We start from the raw sequence: 15892 nt of genomic DNA, 5'->3' as shown, positions 1-15892 counted from the left end.
GCACAGGCGCTCCCAGAGTTACACCCATGCCTGGTTTGGTTTGTCAATTATTGATACGCCGGAATACGTTTTCGGAATCAAAATCATGACCATCCATTAATGTAGGTACTCAATTACCGGATGAACCTTAAAATTGTTCTAATTGTGCGCGTGACTTCTGGATGTATCTGTTGTGCGGTTTTTTATGCCTAAAAACTCCCAGTTCATATCGCTCCGCCCGTTGGCGTTTATTCTTCTTGCCTTTCAATGGCCGTTTGTCTGTGTTTATTATTTTCTTTATAAGCGCCTTTGGAGTAAAGAAGGCAATCAGAGATACCAAGACCCCTCTCACTCATCATTGCATGCATTTCAATTATCAATATTGGCCGTCATTGTTATTGTGTTTGGCGGCTCTGTTGGCATGTATTATTTCGGGCAGAACGGCGGAATGTATGATGCAACCAAAGTGGGGAAACCTGAGAGTCTTATCGATTCCTTCTACCTGGCCGTCATCACGCTAACCAGTACCGGATACGGCGATATTTATCCTGTCACGAACGCGGCGCGAATTTACGTCGCCCTTTTTTTGGTTGTCAGTTTTATCACGCTGGCATGGGCGGGAGCGAATGCGTTGGCGTTCATCGTCGAGGGCCATTTAAGCCAGGCGGTAAAGTTGAGGAGAATGATGAAAAAAATCGAATCGCTGAACGGACACTACATCATCTGCGGCCTGGGCCGGGTGGGCATGGAAATCGTACGCAGTTTTCGGGAACATAAAATTGAGTTTGTTGTGATAGACCGGTCGCTGGAACTCATGCAAGCCTCGTTGCAGGTAGGCGAACTCTACCTCGTTGGCGACGCCACCGAAGATGAAATTCTTCAATCCGGGAACATCGAACGCGCCAAGGGAATGATTACCTGCTTTCCCAGCGACGCCGATAACGTGTTTACCATTTTGACGGCGAAGGTGTTAAACCCCAATCTATTTGTCATATCACGGGGCTTGAATGAAAATTCGCAAGACAAACTGATACGCGCCGGGGCCGACCGGGTGGTGATGCCCGCGCAACTGGGCGGCGGACGCATGGCGGCGATGGCGCTTCGCCCCGCTGTGGTCGAGTTTCTTGACCACTCGATGCATACGCTGCAAGACGGCGAACCGCTTTTGTTAGAAGAAATCCTGGTCAGTGATTCGTGCGCATTGAACGGTGTCTCATTGAAAGAATCTCACATCAAGTCGCGTTCAGGCGTCAATGTGATGGGGGTGAAAGATTCAACCGGCTGCATGAGCCTGAACCCGTCTGCTGACTATGTTTTCAAAGAAGGGGATATCTTGGTGGGGCTGGGGTTTCACTCCCAATTTGAAAAACTACGCAGTTTGTTCAAGATTCCACAACAAAACTGATCTGGCTTGACGCTTTGCGATTCGCAATGCTAGTTTTCTGTTGTATGTTTTTCTGTCTGATTTCTAAATTAACGATCCAATAGAAAAAGGAAACTTTCTCCGATGAAAATACATTTTTATCTTTCTCTACTTCTTTTCTCGTTGTTCGTGTTGTATCCAACATTCAACGCTGTTTGCGAAGACGAAACCTCTGGCAATCCAATATTTGAAGGCTGGTACGCCGACCCCGAAGGCGTTGTATTCGGCGACTCGTATTGGATTTTTCCGACCTATTCAGCCAAATATGATGAGCAGGTTTTTCTCAATGCGTATTCTTCGCCTGATTTGGTAAATTGGACCAAGCACGAGCGCGTACTCAATACATCCATCATCAAATGGGCGCGGCGCGCAATATGGGCGCCGTCTGCGATTGAAAAAGACGGTAAATATTATTTGTTCTTTTCCGCCAATGACATCCAGCGTCCCGGCGGCCCTTTGTGGGACGAAAACGACCCCAAAAATCATCAGGGCGGCATCGGCGTTGCGGTCGCCGACTCGCCCGCCGGGCCTTATAAAGACCTGTTGGGCAAACCGCTGGTTCCCGATTTTCATAACGACGCCCAGCCCATCGACCAGTTCGTCTTTCAAGATGCGGATGGAACCTACTACATGATCTACGGCGGCTGGCGGCATTGCAACATGGCGAAGTTGAACGATGACTTCACGGGCTTTTTGCCTTGGGACGACGGCTCGCTGTTTCGTGAAATTACGCCGGAAGGCTATGTCGAAGGCCCGGTGATGTTCAATCGCAAGGGCAAGTATTATTTCATGTGGTCAGAGGGCGGCTGGGGCAACTCATCCTACAAAGTGGCGTATGCAACAGCAGACAGTGCGCTTGGGCCGTTCGAGCGCATCGGCAACATCCTACAATCCGACGAAAATGTTGCGACTGGCGCGGGCCATAACTCGGTGATTCAGGTTCCAGGAAAAGACCAATGGTTCATCGTCTATCATCGCCGCCCGATCCCCAATAAAGGACGCGATCATCGGGTGACCTGCATCGACAAACTCGAATTTAACGATGACGGAACCATAAAGCCTGTGAAGATGACATTTGAAGGCGTCACAAAACATCCGATTCAGCGATAATTCTGAAAATTGATCTCGTCACTTGATTGTACGCCGCCGGGGTTGGGTTTTGCTTGTCTCCGTCGCGGCTTATTGCCGCTGACTCCGAAAGCCGCTCCACCCAATCCCCTGCGGCGTTTTGTGTTTTTATATTTGGCTCACGATTGCATATCCCATACTGCAAAACTGGTCTCTTTTTTTCCTGCGAGTACAATAGACTTCTATGTCGAACCTTTCTGACAACGAACGTCCATTAACGCTATTTAACGCGCTGTTGTATTACTTGAAACCGGTCGCCGTACCAAACCTGATCGGCGTCGGCGCTCTGTGTTTACACGCTTGCATCGTGATTATGATTCCCTCCATTATTAAGGATATTTTTAATGGGTGGGAAACCGGCGAACTTACCCGCGCCGCGCTCAACGAGAAGTGCCTGTGGATTGTCGGGCTGGCGATGCTTTCGGCGCTGACCATGTTCTGGTCGCGTTGGCTCATTATTGGCGCGTCGCGCACCATCGAGATGCGGCTGCGCAACGACCTGTTTACTCATGTTCTCAGCCTGACGCCGCGCTTTTTTCATAACATGCGCACTGGCGACCTGATGACGCGCTTCGCCAGCGATATCGAAGCGGTGCGGCTCTTGGTCGGCCCCGGGGTGATGTACCCCGGCCAGACGGTCTTGGTCGTGATTTTGGCGTTTTATGCGATGATGACCACCGACGCCACGCTGACCATGACCATTTTAGTACCGGTCGTGATTCTGTTCGCCTATGTGAATTTTCTCACCCGCAAGATGCACCGCTATTATCGCCAGGCGCAAGACATCTATTCAGAACTGGCGGCCCGTGTGCAAGAAAACCTCGCGGGCATTCGCGTCGTCAAAGCCTTCTGTCAGGAACAGGCCGAGTATGAGCGCTTCCGTGAAGTTAACGACCGCTATATCGACCGCAACTTGAAGCAGGTCGAGCTGCGCGGGCGCTTGTTTCCCTTTATGAAAATGGTCGGCGGGGTGGGGCTGGTTTTGATTTTATGGGTTGGCGGCATTCGCGTGATCGAAGACCAGATGACGTTGGGCGAGTTGGTGCAATTTGCCTTTTACTATCAACTCTTGATGTGGCCCATCATCGCGATGGGGTGGATCATCAACGTCATTCATCGCGGCGTGGCCTCGTGGCGGCGCATCCGAGCGGTGTTAGAAACGCCGCCCGATGTGCTCGACCCTGACCACGGCGATGAGCAGGCGCTACAGGGCGGCATTGAGATTCGCGACCTGACGTTTTCATACGGCCCCGATCTAGAGCCGGTGTTGAAGCAATTTCATTGCGACATCAAACCGGGGCAGACGCTGGCGATCGTCGGCCCCACCGGCTGCGGAAAATCGACCGTGGTGAACCTGTTGTTGCACCTCTATGCGGTGCCGCGCGGTTCCATTTTTTATGAAGGGCGCGATATCTGCGATATCCCCCGCGAAGTCTTGCGCAATTCGATTGCGTATATCTCGCAAGAAGTGTTTTTGTTTTCTGATACGATCCATAATAACATTCGATTCGGCATCGACGATGAAGTCGAAATCAGTGAACTCGAAATCGAAGAGGCCGCCCAGCGCGCCCAACTGGCGCAGGAAATCGCCAATTTCCCCGACGGCTATCAGACCCGCGTCGGCGAGCGCGGCATTACCCTTTCGGGCGGGCAGAAACAACGCACCGGCATTGCGCGGGCGCTGATATTAAACCGTCCAATACTCATCTTGGATGACTGCCTCTCGGCGGTCGACACCAACACCGAAGAAGCCATCCTACGCGGGTTGTCGGACGCGATGCACCGTTCAACCTGCATCCTCATCAGCCACCGCATCTCCACCGTCAAAAACGCCGACCACATTATTGTTCTCGAAGACGGCGGCATCGCCGAAGAAGGGACGCACGATCAATTGGTTGAACACGGCGGCCTCTATTCGCAGATGCACAACCGCCAGCTGCTCGAAGACAGCCTCGGCATCCGCTCGTAATCCGCCGCATATTTAATTTGATGACCTTGAAATAGCCCCACTTTTTAAAGGGGGGGCGGCGCTTAGGCGCCGGGGGGATCAATCATTCATTCAAGGGCTGGCTTCGTTGCACTCAGCCTTGCCCTTGCCACCCATGCCGTTTACTTTTGATTATCGAATTTGGAGAATTTCTATTGGTGGGTTTCGCTGCGCTCAACGCCACCCTACTTGAAACGCATCATTCATCTGCGGTAGGGTGGGCTCGCGAAGCAGCCCACCGTGCCGTGTTGTTTGAAAATGGTGGGTTAAGAACCCACCCTACATTACTTAAGTCAATGACATTGTCACCCAGGCTCCCCCAACTTGGTGGAGGAGTAAAAGCCTTGCGTCGATCTATTCGCAATGAGGCGAATGTGAAGCAAGCGGGAAAAATGCCTGCGGGGGGAAGTGTAAGCCGGATTTTGTCGAGGGCGATCATTTCTCTGGGACCGTTGTTACCAACGGCCTCGCGCCGCCTACCCGAGAGTTACCCGCCCGAAGGCGAAACGGAACGAGCAGTTCCTGGCTCTCCTACTTGACGTTGCTCCAGACGGGGCTTGCCGTGCCGTCCTAGTCGCCTAGAAACGCGGTGGGCTCTTACCCCACCATTTCACCCTTACTCGCCGGGGCGAGCGGTATATTTTCTGTGGCGCTTTCCGTAGGGTTTCCCCTCCTGGGCGTTACCCAGCGTCTTGCTCTGTGGAGTCCGGACTTTCCTCAAAGCCGACATGCGCCGGCCCGCGATCGCCTCCTCCCCCCGCATTGGCTTTATTGTATCACCGTTTTACTTCACCAAAATCGTTGAGAGATAAATGCTGGTTTTGCCCTCGTGGCTTGAGTAATAACTCACGATCAACTTGCCGTCATGCCAGAGCATACCGGGGTAACTGGTGTCGCCGCCGCTGGGCAATGTCAACTTTTGTTCGAGGCTACCGTTTTCAACATCAAGCAGACAAACCACCGTCTTGGAACCGTCATCGGTATGAAAACGCCCTGATGCGATCCACTCGCCGGACGGAATTTGGATGAAGTCAGGCCCGCCAAAATACCGGCCCAGGTCTTTCCATGACCATTCTTTATAGGGCGGTTGGCTGGTTCCGAGCAATGCGGTGTTGCCTTCTTTGCCGTCGCGCCGCTGGAGGCAATAGCAGGTTCCATCTTCAGCAAAACGCAAGGTCGCTTCTGTCGGACCGCTCTCGCCGAACAGGCTGGGAACCAACTCGGTAAACGTCTTGCCGTCATCGCTTTTCAGCAGCGTGGTTCCATAGCGGCGTTCGGCGCGGCTCTGTGGGCTGACGTTGTAGGCGATGCCGTAGGCCGCGTCATTAAACCAGGTCACCCGCCATAACCATTGGCTTGGCGCCGCCGCCCAAATCAGCGGCGACCAGTTGAGTCCATCGGTTGACGTCACGACAAACGACTGATGAGACGTCGCAGGTTGTTTGCCTTCGCGCACAGCGGCGCCGCCGTAAATCAACCAGGTTTTGCCGTCTGGATGCAGCGTGATTTTCGGGTCGCGCAGGTCATAGCCGTCTTTTTGGATCAGGGCGAGCGACTGCCAGTTTTTTAAATCGGTCGATTGAAGCACACGGATGCTACCGTCCGGCGAGACATGAGCAGTCCCCTCGCGAAACACACAGATGAACTTTCCATCAATCAATGTGAGGTCGGTAAACGCATTGGTTGGCGCGTTGTCCCAAATTTTGTAAGTTTCTTCAACTTGAAGTTCCAAACCAAATGCTGTTGCTGTAAACCCAAACACCAAGATCGCAGCATAGATCAATAGAGACGGTTTCATCATTCACCCCATACAGTTTTGATAGATTCATTCGTACCCGATTGTAATACGCGAATAGATGTTGTAATTGTATTGAAAGTACAATTGGAATTCAACAACTACTCATTCGCCCTTCTCGATCCTTGACTCTTTTGCCTAAAGATGTATTTTAAATACATCTTTAGGCAAAAGGAGATTACCGATGAGTTCACTGTATGACCGCTTGGGTGGAAAAGACGCCGTTGAAGCCGCTGTGGAAATTTTTTACCGCAAAGTATTGACCGACGACCGCATCAGCCGCTTTTTTGAGGGCGTGGACATGGACCAGCAAATCGCCAAGCAAAAAGGATTTTTGACCATGGCGTTTGGCGGGCCGAACAACTACTCAGGAAAAGACATGCGCGATGGCCACAAACATCTGGTCGCGCAAGGACTGGATGACTCGCACGTGGACGCCGTCATCGAAAACCTGGGCGCGACTCTGAAAGAGCTCGGCGTGGATGATGCCGCAATCGGCGAAGTCGCCGCCATCGCCAATAGCGTCCGTGATGATGTATTAAACCGCTAACCGAGAGCCTTCATGCCAATAATTCACTATAACGACCAAACGTATTTACTTAACGAAAACGAGACCGTTCTCGATTGTCTCCTGCGCCATCAAGTTGCTGTTTCTTATTCATGCAAAAGCGGAGCGTGTCAGGCGTGTTTGATGCAGTCGCACTCGCCGGGCCTGCCTCCCGCTTCGCAAATGGGACTGAAAGACGCAATGATGGCGCAGGGCTATTTTCTGGCCTGCCAATGCGTCCCGGCCAGCGATCTCGACATCGGCGAAGCCGACATTGAAGTGGATGCGGTCGTTAAAACAAAAGCGCCGCTGAACGCCTGCTCTGTTCTGGTTGAAATTGAACCGGACGCGCCGTTTGACTATCGCGCCGGGCAATACATTCAACTCAAACGAGCGGATGGTTTGGTGCGCAGTTATTCTATCGCCAGTCTGCCCGGCAGGCCGATCCAGATTCATGTCGAGCGCATTGCCAACGGCGCAATGAGCAACTGGGTCCATGATGAATTGCAGCCGGGCGACCGCGTGAAAATTCGCGGCCCGGTCGGCGATTGTTTTTATCTCCCCGGCGAACCGCATCAGCCGCTGCTGCTTGCCGGAACCGGGACCGGCCTCGCGCCGTTGGTGGGGATAGCGCATGACGCGTTGGAGAACGGGCACCAGGGAAACATTCACCTCTATCATGGGTCTCTTACGCGTGACAGGTTATATCTGGTCGACGAGTTGTTCGCCCTGGCGGAACAGTTCCCGCAGTTGCATTACACGCCCTGCGTAAAAGAAGACAGCGCTGACGCTGGCATCCAAACCGGCGACATTGAAGAACTCGTGTTGTCCGCCGACCCGGCGTTCAAAGATTGGCGGGTGTATTTATGCGGGAACCCGGCCTTGGTGAACAGTTTAAGAAAAAAAATATTTCTCAAAGGCGCATCCAACAAGAACATCTTCTCGGACGCGTTTCTGCTTAGCCGAGCGACTGATTAATTTCCGGTTTTAGACCTCGCCATAAAAAACTCTCAAAGAACACGTCCTATCGGGTTGTAACTTATTGAACAGATGCGGTACATTGGCGGTGAATCTCATTCTACCCACAAAGAGATAACCATGACCGCGTTCAATATAAAATTTCTCTCGTTGTTTATTTTAATCACCTGCGCCCTTAGCGCCGCAGATGCGCAAGGCTCTCTCGAATTGCATGATGTTTCGTTGACGGGCATGAATGCGCTCCCCTGGCGCGAAGTCGCGCCAGGGGTGTGGTCGGCGCAGATCGGCGCCAAGCAAGCGCTGACCTATATGGATTTCGCCGGGGCCGCGCCGCAAACCGAAGCGCTGGCGAAGATGCCGACTGCGAAGTTTCCATTCAATGAAAACGACACGCGCGGGCTGCTCAGCAACCAACGCAGCATCGCCCGCATTCCACTCGACGACAGCGAACAACTCTACGGCCTGGGCTTGCAGTTTCAAGGACTGAACCGGCGGGGAAAAGTCTATCACCTGCGCATGGACCATTACAAAAGCGGAAACGAACGCCTGCACGCGCCCGCGCCGTTTTATGTCTCGTCAAACGGTTACGGCGTGTTGTTTAACTCGGCGCAGTACATCTCGATTTATGCGGGCGTGGGCAATCGTAAGGATTCGCCCAACTTCCCCGCGCCGCGCGACCGCAATACAGACCGCAGTTGGCAGGCGATGCCCGATTCGGACGCGGTCGAGGCTAGCGTGATCGCCGACGGTATGGAAGTGATCGTCTTCGCGGGGCCGAGCATGTTAGACGCGGTGCGGCGATATAACCTCTACGCGGGCGGGGGCGCGTTGCCTCCCAAATGGGGGCTGGGCTTTTGGCATCGCATGCGCACCAACGCCAGCAGCGATGACGTGCTTGATGAAGTGGGTGAATTTGAGCGGCGCGGCTTTCCACTCGATGTGATCGGGCTGGAGCCGGGCTGGCACACCAAATCGTACCCCTGCACTTACGAATGGAACCCGGCGCTATTTCCCGCCCCGGAAACATTCATGCAAGAAATGACTAAGCAAGGCGTCCACGTGAATTTATGGGAAAACCCTTACGTCTCGCCCGATGCGCCCATCTACTTAAAAATCAAACCGTTTACGGGTTCGCACACCGTCTGGCTGGGGATCGTTCCCGACTTTATTTTGCCGCAAGCGCGAAACATTTTCTCGACGTATCACGAATCCGAACATCTTTCACTCGGCGTCAGCGGATATAAATTTGACGAAGTTGACGGCTATGACTTTTGGCTGTGGCCCGATCACGCGATGTTCCCCTCTGGAACCAGCGCCGAACAAATGCGGCAACTGTACGGGCTGCAAATTCAAAAGATGATGATGGAGACGTTCCGTAAGCGCAATCAACGCACCTACAGTTTGGTTCGCGCGTCTAACGCCGCCGCGTCTTCGTATCCATTCGCGATTTACACCGACCACTACGACCACAAGGGGTTCATCAATGCGCTGATTAACACCAGTTTCTCGGGCCTTCTTTATACGCCGGAAATTCGCTCGGCAAAGTCGCCCGAAGAATGGCTGCGGCGCATGCAGTCGGTGTGCTTCTCGCACATGGTGCAGCTCAACGGCTGGTCGTCAAACACTAAGCCGTGGACGTTCGCTGAAGTGGAAGACGACGTGCGCAAGATCATTCAACTGCGTACGCGCCTGTTGCCGTACATATATACAGCGTTCGCCAAATATCACTTCGACGGGACGCCGCCGATTCGCTCGATGGTGTTGGAGCCAGGCTACAACGACCAACAAACTGTTTCAGAAGGCGTGTTAGACGACGCGAAAAATCCTTATGCGATGGCGGTGCGCAAAGACGTGACCGACCAATATATGTTTGGCGAGGCGATTCTGGTCGCGCCGATGCTGACCGGACAAACACAGCGCAGCGTGATCTTACCGCAAGGCAAATGGTATGACTTTTATACGGGCGACTATGCGGGCGGCGGCGAAGTCATCACCGTCGAAGCGCCGCTAGATACGATTCCACTGTACGTTAAAGACGGTGGAATTATCCCGATGACGCCTGTGGTCGAGCGAATTTCAAAAGCGCCGAATGAGATTGAGATCGAAGTGCGCCATTACGGCGAGTCGTCCTCCAGCGCGATGCTGTATGACGACGATGGGACGACGTTTGATTTTGAATCAGGCGACTATGTCTGGAAACAACTCACGGCTAAAAATATGAATGGAAAACGTAGCGGAGACGTGACAACGCTCAACGGCGAATACGAGTCTTCGTATACGAACTTTGAATGGGTGTTTATGACGAATGAATACTAGCCTGCGAAATTATATACTCTTGTTCGTTTTGATTGCGGTTCCCGGCGTCTATATCTATTTAAGCCCTGCGGTTGAACCGGTTTCTGACGAAGGCCCGCACAAGCCCGATGTTCAGTTTCTGGTTACGCCGCACAACGTCGTTGACGTGATGTTGTCGCTGGCCCAATTGAATGAAAACGACCTGATTTATGATTTGGGTTGCGGCGACGCGCGCATTTTGATTGCCGCCGCGAAGAAATACGGCTGCCGGGGCGTTGGCTATGATATTGACCCGGAACGAGTGAAAGAGTCGCGGGAGAATGTGAAAACGAACGGCCTTGAACATCTGGTTCGGATCGAAGAAGCGGATATCTTCACGCTTGATCTTAGCGAGGCCGACGTGATTATGATGTATTTGCTGCCGGAGTTAAACAACCGGCTGGTTCCACAATTACAAACGCTTAAGCCCGGCTCGCGGATTGTGTCGCACTATTTTGATATGAACGCAGTGGAAGGCGGCAAGGAGTTTATCATCCCTCATGTTCGCGATGAGAGTGATCCGTATGACCTGTATGGGCCGGACGATGAACTCGAAGAAAGCCCCGTCTATCTGTGGACGACGCCGCTGAAGGTGAAGGAAGAATAAGAACCTCAACTTCGTGCAAATTGGGTTTCGCTTATCTCTGTTTTGGAGAAATCCCCCCCGACGACTTCGACGCCACCCTAAGGGGGGCAGGGGGCAATGTCATTGACTTAAGGGGTGGCAAGCCAAGGCGTCGCGAAGTTTGGTAGGGTGGGATGAATGAAATGAATCCCACCAGTGGCAATTAAAAACAAATCATTGGTGAGTTTCGCTGCGCTCAACGCCACCCTACTTGAAACGCTCCAATAGTAGTGTTGGCTCCTGGTGAGCCGGATATAGATGAAAACTTATCGAATACTCGCGGCTCGGCGGGAGCCTCGCCCTCCCCAAAACACAACCTTATAAAACAGGGCGGCGAGCCAAGGCGGAATGGTACGGAGCCAGCCCTTGAAGCAGGAGATCAAAGTCTAGGGGCGCAGCGCGCTGCGCCCGAATCCCCCCTGGCGCTTTCAGCGCCGTCCCCCCTTAAAAAGGAGGGCTAAAAGTCTTAAGTCAATGACATTGGGGCAGGGGGGATCAGAAAAAAGAGAAAATCAACCGCAAAATATAAGATATTTAGATTGTCCAAATTCAATTATACACGCCGCAGAATGATGTAATCCTGCCAGTCGTCGGGCGCGGGCAGGTATTCGACTCCATCGAAGCCTGCGCTCCAAAACGTACGCGCAAACGCCTCGCTAAAAAATGTGTTGCCGTATTGACAGGCGTTCATCCACGATGTTTCGCTTTCGGATTGAGCGGGGTATGGATAAAACAAAAAGCCTTCTTGCTGAAATTTTCCGGCGTCGCGTTCTAACTGCTGCGCGGAAGGCGTCCCCAGATCGCGTACTCTTGTCGTAATTGATCTGACCACGTTGTTTCCCTGCAAGGTTAATACAACCACAGCGCCCGGTTTGCAGATGCGATGGAGTTCATCACGCCAGGCCTGCGCCGCTTCAAGCGGTAAATGGCTGAATACCGAATACGCATAGACGGCGTCAAATTGATTGGAGGCATACGGCGTCGGCGGCATGAGCGGCATGGTTGCGCATTGAGCGAAATCGAAATGCAGTTTGCACCATGCAACCAGGTCAGCGTCGACGTCGCCGCCGTAAAACGAACACGCATCCGCATACAATGCGAAGTGGCGCAGAATGCGTCCACAGCCGCAGCCGAAATCGAGCACATTGCCGCCGCGTTGGAAATCAAACCCGGCGCTGCGTAGGCAGCCTTCGATGCGCCGCCAATCGACCAAGCCGCTTTCATTGAAGCGCTTGGCGGTCGCAGGCTCGCCAATCACGCGCTGAATGAACGCCGCCGGGGGAAACGCGTATCCATTTTGTTGAATGAGCGGAAACAACTTGGGGCCGTACCACATCAGCCAGTACCAATAGTCGGGCGCGTTGGCGCATGGAAACGCCTTCGACACTCCGTGACGTCGGCGCCATAAAAATTCGCCTGCGCGGAACAGAGCGTCGATGCGTTTATATTGACTTGGCGGAAACGGGTTCGTCATGATCCTACGGATCATACAGCAAGGAGAGGCATGATTCAGCCTGCGGCTTCATGCGGACGCACATCGCCGCGTTGCTACTTCTTTTTTTCGGCCTTTTTGGCTTTGCCGTTTTTCTTGCGTTTGCGCGATTCAAAATAATTGGCGAGGTCTTCGGGGCTTTCGAGTTCGACGTAGTTGCGCGCCCAGCCTTCGTATTCGCTGTAGTAGTCGCAGTTGTCGTTGGCGTAGTCGCGGCAGGTCTTGGGGCGGTCTTCGTAAATTTTGCAACTGTTGTCGTCGTTGAGCTGGTCGCAGCGCGAGGGGAACTTCACATGCCAGTTGCCGTCTTCGATGATGATGGTGACGCCCGCATGAAGCACATACCAGCGGCAGTCGTCTTTGGCGCGCTTGCTGCGCGGCTTTTCGATCTCGACCGTCACGTAGCTGCAGCACAATCCTGTGCAACGGTTGCACACGGAATCGTTCAATACCGGGAGTTCCATCGTATTCGCCTTTCAACATCCAACTTGCATGACGGGCCGACATGCTTACGCTGCGCCCGCTTCTATTATAAAATCAATAAACCAGCATACCAGTTCAAACCGCCGCCGATTGCCGCCTGCCTGCACTGTCCGGGGCGTACGGTCGTCTGCTTGAGAGTTGTATCATGAATGAAATCAAAAAAACCATCTACCTGTCCGGCCCGATAATGGGCGAAGTCAACGGCGAGGCCGTCGAATGGCGCGAAGACGCCAAACGGAAATTACAAGATAAATTCGACTTGCTCGATCCAATGCGGCGCAGTTTTAAAGACAACGAAGTCGACAGCGCCAACGAGATTGTCGAGTTTGACCTGCAAGACATTCGCGACGCTGACATTATTCTAGTCAATTACAACAAGCCCAGCGTGGGCACGTCGATGGAAATTTTTTACGCCGCATACACTCTGGGGAAATTTGTGGTGACGTTTTCTCCGTTCGAATATAAAGACTGCAACCCGTGGATCGTCAAATTCTCTACCAAGATTCTTCCCTCCCTGGACGAAACCTGCGACTATGTTCGCCGCCACTTTGGATGATCGAATTCAAATAAAATAATGGAACCAGGTGAAATATTTCCCGGTCATAACCGTATTCTCATAGAAGGCCGTTTCAATACCGGGACATAATCGTTTTTGTAACCTGAAACCTGGTGGAGTGAACCATGTGTGAGAATCCCTCGATTGTCCGAATTGATTTGCATTGCCATTCCTGGGCGTCTGACCGCCCGTCGCTTTGGCTGATGCAGCGCCTTGGGTGCCCGGAGAGTTTCGTGTCGCCCGCGCATGTGCGCGACATCGCCATGCACCGGGGCATGGAGTTCGTTTGCCTGACTGATCACAACACCATTGAAGGCGCGAAAGAAATCGCCCAGCATGACAATGTCATCATCGGCAATGAAGTCACCACCTATTTCTCCAACGACGTGAAAATACACATTCTCACCTGGGGCCTGAACCAAAAGCAATTTGACGAGATACAAGAAGTCCGTGGAAACATTTATGATTTTGTCGAATATTTGAACAAGAACGACATTGTTCACGCTTGCGCGCATCCGCTGCATAAAGTAAATGGAAAACTCACTTGGGAGCATTTTGAAAAATTAATTTTATTGTTTAAGAATTTTGAATCGCTCAACGGCACCCGCCTGCATCGTTTAAACAAAGCGGTTGAAAATGTATTGAACAGCCTCACACCGAAAATCATTGAAGAACTTTCGCAGAAGCACGATATCAAACCGGTCGGCGACAAGCCGTGGGTGAAACAATTCATCGCAGGCAGCGACGATCACAGCGGGTTGTTCGTCGGGACGGTTTACACCGAAGTCGAAGTAGACGAAGTCAGCGTTAAGGGCGTACTCGACGGAATTCGCAAAGGCAACACCCGCTGTTGTGGGCTTAGCGGCGGCTGCCTGACCCTGTCGCACCAAGTCAACAGCATTGCGTTTCAATATTACCGCAGCAAACTCGGCCCCGGCGCCCATGAACTGCTGACGGTGTTAAGCCGCATCTTTGAACGGCGCCCAATGGCGGGGTTAGGGCAAAGCCGCTTTCGCAAGACCATTCGTAAAGTGCTGGGATTTTTTCGCAAGCCGCAAGGCACTGGTATTCACCTGATTGAAGAAATCCGCGAAGTCATCATCAACAACAAGTCGATGAAGTTTCTCTTTCAGGACGGCATCGTGACCCGTGAGGAATATAACGAGAATGTGTTTGACCTGTCTTCTGACATTCTGGATGAGATGTTGTCGCGTGTCTGTCAGAAGCCCAAGTTGATTCCCTATTTCATTTTTCTAGCGCCGGTTTTGACGGCGTCTTATTTAATGTGCATCAAAAACCTGCATGATGAAAAAGACCTGATCGAGCGCGCCGAAGAATGGCTGGGCCAACCGCGCAAACCAAAAGTCGCCTGGTTCACCGACTCGATCATCAATATGGACGGCGTGTCAAAAACCTGCCGCATGTTCGCCGGCGCCGCCCATGCGCGGGGGAAAGACCTGACACTGATCGCTTGTGCGCCCGACGAGATTGAGATCGACGCCAAAGTGAAAAACTTCAAACCATTGCGCCCGATGGCGCTGCCGGGGTACGAAAAAGTGACGCTGTATGTCCCGTCGCTTTTGAAGGTCTTGAAATACGTCGAAGACCAGGATTTTGACTCCATCGTAGTCAGTACGCCCGGCCCGATGGGATTGATCGGGCTGCTCTGCGGCAAGTTGATGCAGATTCCTGTGCACGGCGTCTATCATACTGATCTGCCCCGCATTGCCTTGCGGGTGTCGGGCGACCCCATGTTCGGCGAAGCGGCGCTTTCATTGACGCGGTCGTTTTACGGCGCGGTCGATTCGGTCTTCTCGCCGTCGCGCTGGTACATCGACGATCTCGGCAACATGGGCGTCGACGAATCGCGCTGCCGCATTATGGAACGGTGGATCGACGCCACTGACTTCTCGCCGAAAAAATATGACCCTTCGTTCTGGGACGCCGAAGAGCCAATTAAGATACTCTTCTGCGGGCGTATTTCAGAAGACAAAAACCTCGATGTGTTGATCCGGCTCTACAACGCGCTCGAAGCGAAACATGATTGCTTTGTGATTCACGTTGTGGGCGACGGCCCTTACTTTGAAGCCCTGCGCTGCAAGACGGCCAAATTAGACCGCTTCCACATGGTGGGGCCGAAGTTTAAAAAAGACCTCCACGCTGCGTACGCATCGTCTGACCTGTTCATTCACCCTGGATTGCTCGATACCTTCGGCAACGTCGTGGTCGAAGCGCAGGCGTCGGGCTTGCCTTGCGTGGTGATGAACGAAGGCGGCCCGCAGGAACTCATCGAGAAAGGTAAGACCGGGTTGGTCGCGACCTCCGAAGAAGACTTCATCGCCAAAGTCGAAAGCCTGATCGAAAACCCCGGGCGCATTCGGGAGATGGGCGAGACGGCGGCGGCGTATGCGGCGCAACGCTTCTCAGAAGAACGCATCTTCAACAACTTTTGGAAAGACGTAACGGACAAGTCCGAATCAAACGGCAACCGCCACGCCTTCCAGTTTGAACACGCAAAACATGATGGCAAAGTGGTAAAACTGTCGGCGTAATGGCGGTGAGGCC

Annotated in this window: 12 protein-coding genes and 1 other RNA gene; 9 read left to right on the top strand and 4 right to left on the bottom strand. The window is 52.8% G+C overall.

Annotation, left to right across the window (positions count from 1 at the left end; all coding sequences use genetic code 11):
* The first annotated feature begins 184 nt into the window (after positions 1-184).
* The 3 genes from P9L94_05685 to P9L94_05675 all read left to right on the top strand — a co-directional run bounded on the left by P9L94_05685 (position 185) and on the right by P9L94_05675 (position 4499).
* Positions 185-1384: an NAD-binding protein gene (locus P9L94_05685; GenBank protein MDP8243554.1), complete on the top strand. Its 1200-nt coding sequence runs from the start codon at positions 185-187 to the stop codon at positions 1382-1384.
* 102 nt (positions 1385-1486) lie between these two features.
* Positions 1487-2512, top strand: a complete 1026-nt coding sequence (locus P9L94_05680) for a glycoside hydrolase family 43 protein (protein MDP8243553.1) — start codon at positions 1487-1489, stop codon at positions 2510-2512.
* Between the two features lie 202 nt (positions 2513-2714).
* Positions 2715-4499 (top strand): ABC transporter ATP-binding protein, encoded by a 1785-nt coding sequence (locus P9L94_05675; GenBank protein ID MDP8243552.1) that lies wholly within the window; start codon positions 2715-2717, stop codon positions 4497-4499.
* 413 nt (positions 4500-4912) lie between these two features.
* On the opposite strand, the gene rnpB is transcribed toward P9L94_05675, so the two are convergent.
* Together rnpB and P9L94_05665 are read right to left on the bottom strand one after the other, a co-directional pair.
* An RNA gene (gene rnpB, locus P9L94_05670) (RNase P RNA component class A) lies at positions 4913-5277 on the bottom strand.
* Positions 5278-5301: 24 nt separating this feature from the next.
* On the bottom strand, positions 5302-6318 hold the full coding sequence (locus P9L94_05665; protein ID MDP8243551.1) for a hypothetical protein: 1017 nt from the start codon (positions 6316-6318) through the stop codon (positions 5302-5304).
* A gap of 178 nt (positions 6319-6496) precedes the next feature.
* Here P9L94_05665 and P9L94_05660 point away from each other — a divergent pair, with 178 nt between their 5' ends.
* The 4 genes from P9L94_05660 to P9L94_05645 all read left to right on the top strand — a co-directional run bounded on the left by P9L94_05660 (position 6497) and on the right by P9L94_05645 (position 10778).
* A complete protein-coding gene (locus tag P9L94_05660) occupies positions 6497-6862 on the top strand; it encodes a group 1 truncated hemoglobin (protein ID MDP8243550.1) in 366 nt (121 codons plus the stop codon).
* A 12-nt stretch (positions 6863-6874) separates the two neighbouring features.
* Positions 6875-7837, top strand: coding sequence for an FAD-binding oxidoreductase (locus P9L94_05655; GenBank protein ID MDP8243549.1), 963 nt, complete (start codon positions 6875-6877; stop codon positions 7835-7837).
* Between the two features lie 120 nt (positions 7838-7957).
* Positions 7958-10153 carry a glycoside hydrolase family 31 protein gene (locus P9L94_05650; protein ID MDP8243548.1) on the top strand — a complete coding sequence of 732 codons (2196 nt, stop codon included), beginning with the start codon at positions 7958-7960 and terminating at the stop codon, positions 10151-10153.
* Entirely contained in the window at positions 10143-10778 is a 636-nt protein-coding gene (locus P9L94_05645; GenBank protein MDP8243547.1) for a class I SAM-dependent methyltransferase, read from the top strand. Before P9L94_05650 ends, P9L94_05645 begins: the two co-directional genes overlap by 11 nt.
* A 571-nt stretch (positions 10779-11349) precedes the next feature.
* Here P9L94_05645 and P9L94_05640 read toward each other — a convergent pair.
* Together P9L94_05640 and P9L94_05635 are read right to left on the bottom strand one after the other, a co-directional pair.
* Complete coding sequence (locus tag P9L94_05640) at positions 11350-12270, bottom strand: class I SAM-dependent methyltransferase (protein MDP8243546.1); 921 nt, start codon at positions 12268-12270, stop codon at positions 11350-11352.
* 74 nt (positions 12271-12344) lie between these two features.
* The gene (locus tag P9L94_05635; protein MDP8243545.1) at positions 12345-12752 is read right to left on the bottom strand and encodes a YkgJ family cysteine cluster protein; all 408 of its coding nucleotides are present in this window, start codon (positions 12750-12752) and stop codon (positions 12345-12347) included.
* Positions 12753-12916: 164 nt separating this feature from the next.
* Between P9L94_05635 and P9L94_05630 the strand changes: the two genes are divergently transcribed.
* Together P9L94_05630 and P9L94_05625 are read left to right on the top strand one after the other, a co-directional pair.
* Positions 12917-13327, top strand: coding sequence for a nucleoside 2-deoxyribosyltransferase domain-containing protein (locus tag P9L94_05630; protein ID MDP8243544.1), 411 nt, complete (start codon positions 12917-12919; stop codon positions 13325-13327).
* A 125-nt stretch (positions 13328-13452) separates the two neighbouring features.
* Positions 13453-15879, top strand: coding sequence for a glycosyltransferase (locus tag P9L94_05625; GenBank protein MDP8243543.1), 2427 nt, complete (start codon positions 13453-13455; stop codon positions 15877-15879).
* The last annotated feature ends 13 nt before the right edge of the window (positions 15880-15892 follow it).

It is taken from the genome of Candidatus Hinthialibacter antarcticus, assembly GCA_030765645.1.
In the GTDB taxonomy this organism is placed as follows: Bacteria; Hinthialibacterota; Hinthialibacteria; order Hinthialibacterales; family Hinthialibacteraceae; genus Hinthialibacter; species Hinthialibacter antarcticus.
Note: the sequence above shows the minus strand (reverse complement) of the source record. Positions and strands in the feature narration are given on the sequence as shown.